8 protein-coding genes are annotated in these 11,498 nt (G+C 62.2%); 1 reads left to right on the forward strand and 7 read right to left on the reverse strand.

Translation table 11 applies throughout. The features are described from left to right. Positions 1 to 8 precede the first annotated feature (8 nt). From SPITH_RS06820 to SPITH_RS06850, 7 genes are read right to left on the reverse strand one after another with little or no spacing between them, the layout of a single operon-like run. Positions 9 to 1,271, reverse strand: coding sequence for a zinc-binding dehydrogenase (locus tag SPITH_RS06820; protein ID WP_014624946.1), 1,263 nt, complete (start codon positions 1,269 to 1,271; stop codon positions 9 to 11). A gap of 4 nt (positions 1,272 to 1,275) precedes the next feature. Further along, positions 1,276 to 2,796 (reverse strand): FGGY-family carbohydrate kinase, encoded by a 1,521-nt coding sequence (locus SPITH_RS06825; protein ID WP_014624947.1) that lies wholly within the window; start codon positions 2,794 to 2,796, stop codon positions 1,276 to 1,278. Between the two features lie 12 nt (positions 2,797 to 2,808). Further along, a complete protein-coding gene (locus SPITH_RS06830) occupies positions 2,809 to 3,972 on the reverse strand; it encodes an SDR family NAD(P)-dependent oxidoreductase (protein WP_014624948.1) in 1,164 nt (387 codons plus the stop codon). Further along, positions 3,969 to 5,330: a PHP domain-containing protein gene (locus SPITH_RS06835; RefSeq protein WP_014624949.1), complete on the reverse strand. Its 1,362-nt coding sequence runs from the start codon at positions 5,328 to 5,330 to the stop codon at positions 3,969 to 3,971. Before SPITH_RS06835 ends, SPITH_RS06830 begins: the two co-directional genes overlap by 4 nt. Beyond that, on the reverse strand, positions 5,331 to 7,787 hold the full coding sequence (locus SPITH_RS06840; protein WP_014624950.1) for an alpha-ketoacid dehydrogenase subunit alpha/beta: 2,457 nt from the start codon (positions 7,785 to 7,787) through the stop codon (positions 5,331 to 5,333). Positions 7,788 to 7,824: 37 nt separating this feature from the next. Next, positions 7,825 to 9,075, reverse strand: coding sequence for a dihydrolipoamide acetyltransferase family protein (locus tag SPITH_RS06845; RefSeq protein WP_014624951.1), 1,251 nt, complete (start codon positions 9,073 to 9,075; stop codon positions 7,825 to 7,827). A gap of 11 nt (positions 9,076 to 9,086) precedes the next feature. Then, positions 9,087 to 9,845 (reverse strand): DeoR/GlpR family DNA-binding transcription regulator, encoded by a 759-nt coding sequence (locus SPITH_RS06850; RefSeq protein ID WP_014624952.1) that lies wholly within the window; start codon positions 9,843 to 9,845, stop codon positions 9,087 to 9,089. 278 nt (positions 9,846 to 10,123) lie between these two features. Here SPITH_RS06850 and SPITH_RS06855 point away from each other — a divergent pair, with 278 nt between their 5' ends. Beyond that, positions 10,124 to 11,422 (forward strand): ABC transporter substrate-binding protein, encoded by a 1,299-nt coding sequence (locus SPITH_RS06855; protein WP_014624953.1) that lies wholly within the window; start codon positions 10,124 to 10,126, stop codon positions 11,420 to 11,422. The last annotated feature ends 76 nt before the right edge of the window (positions 11,423 to 11,498 follow it).

Consider the following 11,498-nt stretch of genomic DNA (forward strand, 5'->3'; position numbering starts at 1 on the left):
CCCTCTGATCAGATGTCGGGCGCGTGGGCGAGAAGGTAGTCTTCTGCTTCCTTGTTCCAGAGGTTGTGGTGTCGCGCACAGATCTTCGCGAGCTCGGCATAGAGAGGATCGGACTTTCCCCTCTCCTCGAAGTCCTCTATGGCCACCAGATCGAGTCTCTTGTGGGTGTAGATGAGCTTCTTTCCACCCGGAATCTTGTCCAGATTGAGTGTGGTATCGATCACGGCGTTGAGGCCCCCCACGTGGGTGATCATGGCGGCCGGATTGAGCCTGCCCTCGCTGATGAGGGTGAGGGCCTCTCGCATGTCGTCGGTGTTGCCGCCCGAGGTTCCCACGAGATGGTGGCCTTCGTAGTGCACCTTGTAGAAGTTGAGCTCCGCCTTGAACTCGGGATCGGTGGGGCCGGCGAAGAAATTGAGACACCCGTCGGGTCCCAGCAGACGGTCCCCCAGCTCCACTACGGCCCTCACCGGAGCGAAGACGAACACGTCGTCATAGGGCTGCCCGTCGTTGAGTCCCTTGAGGAGGTCCGCCGGGTCCTCCGCACCCGAGGTGTTCACATAGAGGAGATCGACACCCTCCTTGCGGGCCTCCTCCACAGGAATGAGTTCCTTTGCACGATCCAGCCGCCGCTGATCTATGTCGGTGACCACCACGCGTCGGGGCCGCCTCGGACCATGGATGGCATAGTCTATCGCGCAGAGCCCCATGGGTCCTGCAGCCGCCAGGAGGGCGAGGCTCCCCCCCTCCTTCACCCCCATCTCGTGGTGATAGGAGCCGGGATGGGTGTGATACTGCGCGTGGTAGGCCCCCACGATACAAGAGACCGGCTCGGCGAGGGATCCCAGGAAGAAGGCCTCCCCCGTGTAGGGAAGGAGGCAGTCCATCTCCATCACCTCGTTAGGGACGATGACGTACGTGGCGTCTCCTCCTATGTATTCGTAGGAATACCCCGGCGCCCAGAGCGTCCCCTTGTAGTTGAGGGCCGGCTGGATGGCGAACTTGTCACCCTCTCTGTACTTGTGCGCCCACTTCTTTCCCACCTTCTCTATCACACCACAGAACTCGTGCCCAATCATGACGGGATTTTTCTTGAGATCGTGGCGCACCCGCTTGTGGGCCTCCCCTTGCATCGCCAGCTTGTGGCTCGACATACAGATGGAATCGGAGACCACCCGGGCGAGTATCTCATCGTCCTTGGGTTCCGGGAGCTCGAACTCCTCGAGCCTCAGATCCATGACACCATAGAGGCGTACCGCCTTGGTCTTCATACACTCACCTCTCTTTCTCTGTGTGCTGTGCTATGAGATCGAGCCAGGCCTGTTCATACTCCTTGAGGCCGGGCACGTCGTGTTTCTCCAGTTCGGTGTACCGTATCGAGGTGTCACCGGAGAGCTCCTCGATACCGCTGCCGGTGAGCGCCATCCGCCCCGTCATGGCTGCTCCGAAACTCGTCGCCTCCGTGAGATCCGAAAGGTAGACCGGATGATCCGGAAGTGCCGATGAGAGGAGGAGGCAATAGGCCTGGTTTCTCCGGAATCCTCCCTCTATGAAGACCTTCTGTCCCTTTCGCAGGCCTATCCTCCGGAGTGCGACGAGGGTCTGCAACACGAGGGAGACCGTCAGGGCCGTGTAGGCCCTCTTCCCTTCGCGAAGCACGGGAGGGACCCTCCCACCCCGTACGATCTCTTCATAGGGGAACCACCGTCCCCCCTCGACGATACCCGGAGGCGAGCCGGGAAACTGGCCGGAACCGGGGATGAGCTCGGGGAGGATGAAGGTATCCGACCTTCGCAGGAAATCCACGTAGTCCATGGGTATGAAATCCGGATCCTCATCGAGCGCGGCATACCTACTGATGAGCTCCCTGTACGCCTCGTACTCGGCCCCTCCCCTGAATATCGCAGTCTTGATCGGGGTATCCATGGCGGAGATGTTGTAGAACACCACCTTGCCGAGCTCTTCCTCTTCCATCCGGTAACGATCAGTGGGGTTCATGAGTACACACCAGGTGCCCGTGGAGTTGAGGACGAAATCGCCCACCCGTTCCGTGACGAAATACGGGAGGAGGGATGCGTTGGAGTCGTGTATCCCCAGGGTGACGATCGTATTAGGGGCCAGACCCGTTCGATCGCTCACGACCTCCGAGACGGTTCCCAGGCTGTCCCACGGTCTTCGTATCTCCCGGGGGAGGAGGGGCAGGATGCCCATGGAACGGGCCACCTCGGAGTACTCTCCGGCGAGGAAATCCCAGAGATAGGTGTGACACCCCAGGTAGGTCCACTCCGCCCCTATTCGCCCGGTCAGCCTGTACCCCCAATACTGTGGGTAGGAGAGGATCCACTTCGTACGGGCCCATCCTTCCGGAAAGCGTTGCTTCACGAAATAGAGCCCCTTCCCGAGATTGATGAGCGCCTTGAACTCGGCCGTACCCGTCCGTCGCTGGAGGTCGAGGGGATCTCCGAACCGCTCGAAGAACTCCCTGTGGAAGGCAGGACCGGGCTCGTGGGTATAGTAGACGCAGGGGACGCACGGCTCCCCCTGCTCGTCCACGCACACCGCGGTGGCCCCATGGGCCGTCACTGCCACCGCCTTCACGGGAAACCGATCGGCGTATCGGGAGAGCTCCTCCAGGAACCACTCCTCCATACCTGCAAGGTCGTGTGTCTCGATTCCATCCACCCGTACGGGGGGGAAGGTCCGATGGGCGGCTTCGAGGAGGTTGAGCCTGTCATCGAAGAACGAGACCTTCTTGTTGGTCATGCCGATATCGATCACTGCGATTGCGTAGTCCATACACTGTCTCCTCTAGTGGAGCATCACCTGTCCACCCGCCACCGGAAGGGCCTGGCCGGTCTCATACTCCTGCTCCACGATATAGTAGAGGGCCCGCATCACGTCGGGTCCGGTACATCCCCTTCCCATGGGGATCTTCGATTCGTAGTAGCGTCGCACATCATCCACCGTCCTGGCCCCCGGGACCTTCCCGGCCCGGAGGTACTGCACGAAGAGCCCCTTTTCCGGGTCGGACCAGAGGGGGCCATCGAAGAAGTTGCCCGGACAGATGGCGTTCACCTTGATGTGGTACTCGACCAGCTCGAGGGCGAAGCTCTGGACGAGGCCGATGCCGCCGAACTTGCTCCCGGCATAGGCCCCGTTCTTGTTCGATCCCGCGAGCCCCGATTTGGAATTGATCTGTACGATGTCGGTGTACCACCGTGGAGCCAGGAGGTGCTGGGCCCGCATGATCCGGGCCGCATGTTTCGTCACCAGGAAGAACGCCACATAGTTCACCTCGGTGACGAACCGGAAGTCCTCGGAGGACTGGGAGAGGACACTGCCGGCCCGCAACACACCCGCATTGCTCACGCAGAGATCCAGCCCCCCCGCCTCCTCCACGATCCGGGCAAAGAGCCCCTCCACCGAACCCTCGTCGGCCACGTTCACCTGGACGGCCCACGCCACAGGTTCCCCCGCCTCGGCGTTGATCTCGTCGGCGAGGCGCTCCGCACCTTCTGCGTTGAGATCGGCGATGCACACGTACGCCCCCGAGGCACAGAGCCCCCGCACGATCTGCTCCCCGAAGCCCTGCGCACCCCCGGTGACCACCGCTACCCTTCCCCTCACGACATCCTCTCTTCCCTTGGTCGAGAGCCCCTCGTAGGGGGATCCCGGCTCACCTCTCCCGGGACCTCCGCCCCGTCCCTCCACACGGAAACACCGCTCCTCCTCACGAAGCCGCACGAGGAGGAAACGTGATCCGGAGCGCTCATCCCGCCACTCCTCGGCCACAGTGGAGAGGAGGTGAAGGACCCTCTCCTCCGTGATCTCTCCCATCTCCGAAAGATCGATCTCGAAAGGAACACCCGGCGGATCCACCACCGGGACGAGTCGGACCGGTCTTCCGGTGCTCCCTATGAGCATTCCACGGATATACGGGAGCACCCTCCGCATCGATTCTGACAGACTCATAGCACCTCCCGTTTCATCTTCTCGACGAGAGCGGCCACATCCTCTCCCGACCGCAACCCGACCGCTTCCCGTCCCACCCGGGCGTAGGCCTCGATCCTCCGGCCAAAGGGGAGCCGGGAGAAAGGCCCTCCGCTGGAGAAGAGGCCATAGGAGGGGTCGAGATCCGCGACACGCTGGTGTCCCACGAGGGCCCAGGTGGTATCGATGAGATGTCGGTACTCGGGTCCGAGTATATCGGGGCAGTTGAAGGACTGGCGGGGGCTGTTGATATCCACACCGGAAATCTCCAGGAGTTCATACCTCCTGCAGAGGGCCTGTACCCTCTCGAGCTGGACCCTCGTGTTCCGAGGCGGCATGTAGGTGACCGCCTGAAACCCCAGATCCTTGAGAAAGGGAATGAGCTCGTCGAGGAAGGCGTCCTCGAAGGTCTCGGCGCGTTTGTCGCCGGTGGGAGATTCCTTCACGTCCCCCAGGTAGGCGTAGGCCACCACACCGTCGAGATCGAGCAACCCCGGGAGCACCCTCTCCACCGGAGGGCACTCATCCTCATCGGGAGACACGTAGATGCGCTCGAGGAAGTAGGCCTTGAGCACGCCGAGAAGATCGTATTCCAGATAAGGATTCTCCGGGTCGGAAAGATACGAGGCGAGCCTCGAACCGGGATCGAGACCCCACTCACGGACAAGTCCCTCGACGAGGCGCCCACCCCTTCCGTAGGTGCGTACGAACCTGTGGGCGAGCGCCATGAGGAGGTGCCGCTCCGTGATGGTTCCCCCCTGTCGTAGACAGGAGAGGGAGACCACCTCTTCCCACTGGAGACCGGGCATCCCCTTTTCCTCGAGAAGTGCGCCCAACCGCGCGACCATCCGTTCGGTACGCCGTGCCCTCGCCTCCCTCACAGGGCCGAGGATGGGTTCCGCCTCTTTCCACTTCCCTGACGGAATGCCCTGTACCGTGATGTAGGCCACACCCTCGAGATCGGGATTGTTGAGCTTTCGATCTCCAAAGGGTGTGTTCCGAAAGCTCACCCGCAGCTCGAAGCCCACGATGCCACCAAGCCCCAGAAACCTGCTCGCCTCCACCATCTCTTCAGCGGCCGCGAGGGAATCGTGATCCACCGATCCCGCCACTGCAAGCCCTGCCTCCGCAGCCCTCAAGGCCGCCATGGAAGGAGTATAGGGGCTGAAGCTGTAACAGGTGTGGATGTGATTGTTCACTTCTTCGCCTCTCCTCCCCTCGAGCCCATGTTCCTCGAGGTAGAGGGAGAGGGCCTCGAGTCGCTCCTCTTTCCGTAGCCCGGGGGAATTGATCCTCTCCCTGAGCGTTTCCTTTTTTTGGAACTGCGGATCCATCCTCATCTACACCCCTTCCCTGTACCGGCGCATCACCTCCTCCGGGGCATGCATCCCCAAGGGCGTATACCCCTCGAGAGGGAAGAATCGCTCGTGCACGGCGTCGAGTATCCAGTCGACCTGCGGGAAGAACAGGCTCTCCATCTCCGCCGCGGGAGTGATCCAGTTACGACTCCCTATCACCACCACAGGGGCGTCGAGATACTCGAACGCGAGATCCTGCACCTTCGAGGCGATGGTGTGGAGATACGAGCCCCGCTCCACCGCCTCGCTCACCAGGAGGAGTCGGCCGGTCTTCTTCACGGATTCCACGATGGGCTCGAGGTCGAGGGGGACGATGAACCTGAGGTCGAACACCTCGGCCGAAACGCCGAACCGGGACTCGAGCACCGAGGCCGCCTCCACGGCCTTGTAGAGGGAAGCCCCCACCGTGGCGATGGTGAGATCCCGCCCCTCCTTACGCAGGGCGGGTTGCCCCTCGGGGATCTCGTAGTAGCCTTCGGGGACCCCACCAGGAACAAAGTACTCTCCCACGTCGTAGAGGAGCTGACTCTCGAAGAAGATCACGGGATCGGTCCCCCTGAGGGCGAGGTTCATCATACCCTTCGCATCGTAGGGGGTGGCCGGGAACATCACCTTGAGCCCCGGGATGTGGGCCACCAGACTCGACCACTCCTGACTGTGCTGGGCCCCGTACTTGTTGCCCACGGAGACGCGGACCACGAGCGGCATCCTGAGGAGTCCGGCGGACATCGCCTGCCACTTCGCCATCTGGTTGAAGATCTCGTCCCCCGCTCTGCCCATGAAATCGCAGTACATGAGCTCCACCACCGCCCGTCCACCGCAGATCGCATACCCCACACCCGCCCCCACGATGGCACCTTCGGAGATCGGCGCATTGAAGAGCCGGTGGTAGGGCAAGAGCTCGGTGAGCCCGCGATAGACCCCGAAGGCCCCACCCCAGTCCCGGTTCTCCTCTCCCCAGGCCGCCATGGTGGGATCCTCGAGGAACCGATGGACGAGTGCCTCGAAGATCGCATCCCTGAGTTGGAAGACCTTGGTCTTGGGGAGAGGCTTTCCCTCCGCATCGAGGCCAAAGCGTTCCTTCCTCCGGATGCTCTTCACCCGAGGATTCTCCTCGAGAGACTGGAGCACCTCCGGTTCCCGATCGTCGAACCGGTCCACCCTGTCGTTCGAGAACATGACCGACTCTATGAACGTCCCCGGCACCCGCGGTGAGACCTCATCGTCGGTGGCGAGCTTCACCACGGGGATGAGCTTCTGCCGCACCCTCTCGTCCAGTTTCCGGAGATCCTCGGGAGTGGCGATCCCGTGTTTCACCAGATAGTCCGCATACCCCTTGAGTGGATCCACCTTCTCCCACCGCTTCACCTCATCTTCCGTGCGATACGAGGAGGCATCGGAGGGCGAGTGTCCGGAAAACCGGTAGGTGACGGTATCGAGGAGCACGGGACCCCTCCCCGCGAGGAGCAGCTCCTTCTTCCGGGCGACGGCATCCGCCACCGCGAGCGGATTGTAGCCGTCCACCCGCTCCGCATGCATGTTCTCGGGGTTCACCCCTGCCCCTATCCTCGCGAGTACCTGGTAGCCCATGGTCTCGCCGAACGTCTGGCCTCCCATGGCATAGAAGTTGTTGAAGAAGTTGAAGAGCATAGGAGGGGCACCTCCCACCTCTTCGGGCCACAGCTTCCGGTACTGGTCCATGCTGGCGAGCATCATCGCTTCCCAGACCGGTCCGCATCCCGTGGAGCCGTCGCCTATGTTGGCGATCACGATCCCGGGTTTCCGATTGATGCGTTTGTAGAGGGCTGCTCCCACCGCGATGTCGGCCGAGCCTCCCACGATGGCGTTATTGGGCATCACCCCGAAGGGGACGAAGAAGGCGTGCATGGATCCACCGAGCCCCCGGTTGAAACCCGTCTTTCGTGCGAAGATCTCGGCGAGTGTTCCATAGAGCACGAAGTTCTCGGCGAGGTCCTTCACGTCGGTGTGGGGAATCCGGTCCACCACCGCGAGGATCTCCCCGTCGAGATAGCCCTCCATCACCTCCCTGAGACGCTGCTCATCCAGCTTCCAGATGGCCGAATAGCACTTCGCGAGGATCTCGCCGTGACTCCGGTGGCTTCCGAAGATGAAGTCCTCGACGTCGAGGTTGAGTGCCTGGCCTACTGCAGCGGCCTCCTGGCCGATCGACAGGTGGGCGGGCCCCTTGTGATCGTACTTGATACCCTCCCATGCCCCCTGCTTCTTTATCGCATCGAGCATGGACTCGAACTCGCGGATGGTCCTCATGTCGTAGTAGATACGCAGCAGACGCTCCTTCCCGTATCGCGCGAGCTCTTCCTCGGTATTACCCCTGTACTGATTGAGGGGGATGGGATCTATCTTCAACGTGGCCCTTTTCCTCACTTCTTCGGGCGTCACCATAAGGTTCTTAGGCATCTTCGACTCCTTCCATGTTGGATCGGCGCTCCACGGCTCACCGGGCGAGCCACAACTCTATGTCGGCTATGACCTCACACAGGTGTTTCAGGAACCGTGCGGCGGGCGCACCGTCCACCACCTGGTGGTCGCACGTGAGACTCAATACGAGCCGAGGTTCATGGACCACCTCGTCCATATCCCCGTCCAGATACACCGGCGTGGGCACGATGCCGCCCACCCCCAGGATGGCGACCTCGGGATAGTTGAGCACGGGAGTGAAGGTCTCAACCCCCAGCGGGCCGAGGTTGGTGACCGTGAAGGTGGACCCCTTCATGAGACCGGGATCGAGATCACCCCTCTGGGCCGCCCGGGAGAGCTCCTTCACCCTCTTGGAGAGCTCCAGCAGGGAGAGCGAGGCGGCATCACGCACCACCGGGACCACGAGCCCCCGCTCGGTATCAACCGCCACCCCGAGATGGACAGAGGGATGAAGCACGAGGGACGTGCCGTCGTAGTGGGCGTTGAGCATGGGATACTCCGGCAGGAGGGCCCTGGAGACGGCGTAGAGGACGAGATCGTTGACGGTGATGGAGGAAACCTCCGGGTCCCCCGACTCCTTGCACCTCCTCCGGAACGAGAGGAGGGCCCGGGCAGGGGCCCGCATGGTGATGGTGTACTGGGCCGTCTGGGAGAGCGACTCCCTCATCCGCTGTGCGATGACCCGGCGTATCCCCGAGAGGGGACGGCCTTGCACACCCGCCTCCGCCGGCCGAGGCCGCACGTCGCTCCCCTCGGGAGCCACACCCCTTCCCCTCCGTTCGATCACCGCCCTCACGTCCCGCTCCATGATCCGCCCTCTCGGCCCCGAACCCTTCATCCCCGAGAGATCCACTCCCTCCCTCTCGGCGAGACGGCGGGCCCGGGGGCTCGCATAGATGCGACCCTCTTCCCTCCCCTCCCCCGGGGACGGGACGGAGGGCCTCTCCTGCGGGTCAGGAGACCGGCCTGCCGCCGCCTCGTCACGCGACGTCGCCTCTCGGGGAACGCCCTCGGAGGAGACGTCCTCCCCTGGCTCTCCTATGAACGCGAGGGGCGAAAGCACAGGCACGTCTTCCCCCTCGGCGTGGAGGAGGCGGAGTACCGTACCGGCCTTGCCCGCACGCACCTCGAAGGTGGCCTTGTCGGTTTCCACCTCGCAGAGGACAGTCTCCTCAGTGACCGTATCCCCTTCTTTCACCTTCCACTCCACGATCACCGCCGATTCCACGGTGCTTCCGAATCTCGGCATCACCACTTCATGAGCCATTCCTCAACTCCTTACACGATAATGAGATCAACCCCAGCCTCCCGCAGCTCCTCCCGCGCGTCCTCGGGGAGCCCCGCATCGGTGATCACCACGTCTATCTCCTCGAGCGGAAGGACGTGGACGAAGCCCACCTTCCCGTATTTGGAAGAGTCCGCCACGAGGATCGTCTTCACTGAGTGCTGCCGCATGGCCTTCACGATCTCGGCTCCCTCGAACAGATGTGTGGTCATACCTCTCTCGAGGGAGAAGCCGTCGGTGCCCACGAAGGCGAGCGGCACGTGGAGGCGCTGTATGGTGGAGAGCGCGATGGGCCCCACCATGGACTCCGTCTCCCGTCTGAACTCCCCCCCCACCACCGTGATCCTCAGCGAGGGATTGAGTCGGGCATAGGAGAAGACGAGGGTCGAGTTGGTCACGATGTGCACATCCCTCTTCCCTACAAGGTAGCGGACGATGAGGGCGGTGGTGGTCCCTGCTTCTATCATCACCACCATCCCGTCCTCCACAAAGGAACTCGCGGCCCGGGCGATCCGATGTTTCTCCTCGGTCCGGAGGCGCATCCGCTCCAGGATGCTGCGGTGGAGGGCGGGCGTGGCACCCCCCCTCGTGCGGTTCACCAGGCCCCGCTCCTCGAGGCTCTTGAGATCACTCCGGATGGTGACCTCAGACACACCGAAGCGCCGTGCGAGATCACCGACCGAGAGGGAACCATTCTCCGCCAGGAGGGTGAGGATCTGCTGCTGCCGTTCGGCAAGGTCTTCAAGTGCCATGCACTTCACCTTTCATTACGGTTTCTATTCCTTTTCGATTTTACCATATTCCACAAAAAAATCAAGAGGGCAGACACACTGCGTCCTGCTTCAGCCCTCCCGCGGTCCTGCGTATTCGTACCCGCAGGGACCGGAGGAGCTCTCGTACACTCTCCTTGGGGCCTTCATTGTTTTTTGAATCTTTTTCTTGACTCTTTCGTTTCATATGATACAATCGAAGTAGAGAAAGCCATTCGCTGCTTTCTCCATCATCCCATACGACCATGAGGAGGAATGGAATGAGACGCAAAGGCATGTTACTGCTCCTCGTCCTTGTGCTCCTCGCCGGGCTTCCCCTCGGCGCATCGGGCACGGGCGAGACAGAGGAGAAAGGGGCCACCCTTCGCCTCGCCTGGTGGGGGAATCCCACCAGGGACGAACGTACCCTCAAGGTGGTCGAGCTCTACAAGAGTCGACACCCCGAGGTGAACATCCTCACGGAGACGACCGGATGGGTGGGATACTGGGACAAGCTCGCCGCACAGGCGGCGGCCAACGATCTCCCCGACATCATCCAGATGGACTACTCCTACATCAGACAGTACGGTGGGAAAAACCTCCTGGTCGATCTCACGCCTTTCGTGGACTCCGGGGTCATAGACCTCAAAGGGGTGGACGAGAACCTCATCCTCGGCGGCAAGGTGGGGGACAAGCTCTACGGTATCAACCTGGGAACCAACTCGTGGTGTCTCATCTATGACCCCGAGGTGATCCAGAGGGCAGGTCTCACGGAGCCCTCGCCCACCTGGACCATCGACGACTTCGAGGCCATGGCCGTGACCATCTACGAGAAGACGGGAGTCCAGACCATCCCCTTCTCCACCACGGATCCACGCCACGCCTTCGAGAACATGCTGAGACAGACGGGCGCATCCTTCTTCGATCCCGCCACCGGGGCATCGCTGGGATTCACCGATCCCGCAGTCCTCGAGAGATTCTTCGAGGTACAACTGAGGCTCCTCCAGAAGGGGGTGCTCATACGGCCCGACGAGGCTTTCGTGAGCACCACGCCGGAGGAGGGAGCCTTCGCCCGCGGAAGGTCGTGGGTCGAGTTCCTCTGGAGCAACCAGGTGGTCTCCGCCGCGGCGGCGGCCAAGCGGCCCATCGGGGTGGCCCTTCCTCCCTACCTGCCCGGTGCGAAGCGCCCCGGCACGTACTTCAAGCCTTCCATGTTCTTCTCGGTCGCCCAGTCCTCGAAGCTGAAGGAGGAGGCCGCCAGGTTCGTCAACTTCTTCGTCACCGACATCGAGGCCAACAAGATCCTCCTCGCGGAACGAGGGATTCCCATCGTCCCGGCCGTGAGGGATGCGCTCAAGGCCATCGTGGATCCCGTGAACCGCCAGGTCTTCGAGTACATCGAGCTCGTGGGCGAGGGGCACAACAGCCCCATCGATCCTCCCGATCCTCCCGGCGCGGGTGAGGTGGTGAAGCTCTTCAGGACCATCACCCAGGAGGTGCTCTACGGAGTCACCGATCCCAAGACCGCAGCAAAGAAGTTCATGGATCAGGCCAACGAGATCCTCGCGAGGAACAAGTAGCCCGACGCGGTCTCCTGTACAACCACGCAGAACCAGGGGTCTGCCGGCTTCGGCAGACCCCTTTTGAAGGAGCGAT

Origin of the sequence: Spirochaeta thermophila DSM 6578 (assembly GCF_000184345.1) — a bacterium.
Taxonomy (GTDB): Bacteria; Spirochaetota; Spirochaetia; order Winmispirales; family Winmispiraceae; genus Winmispira; species Winmispira thermophila.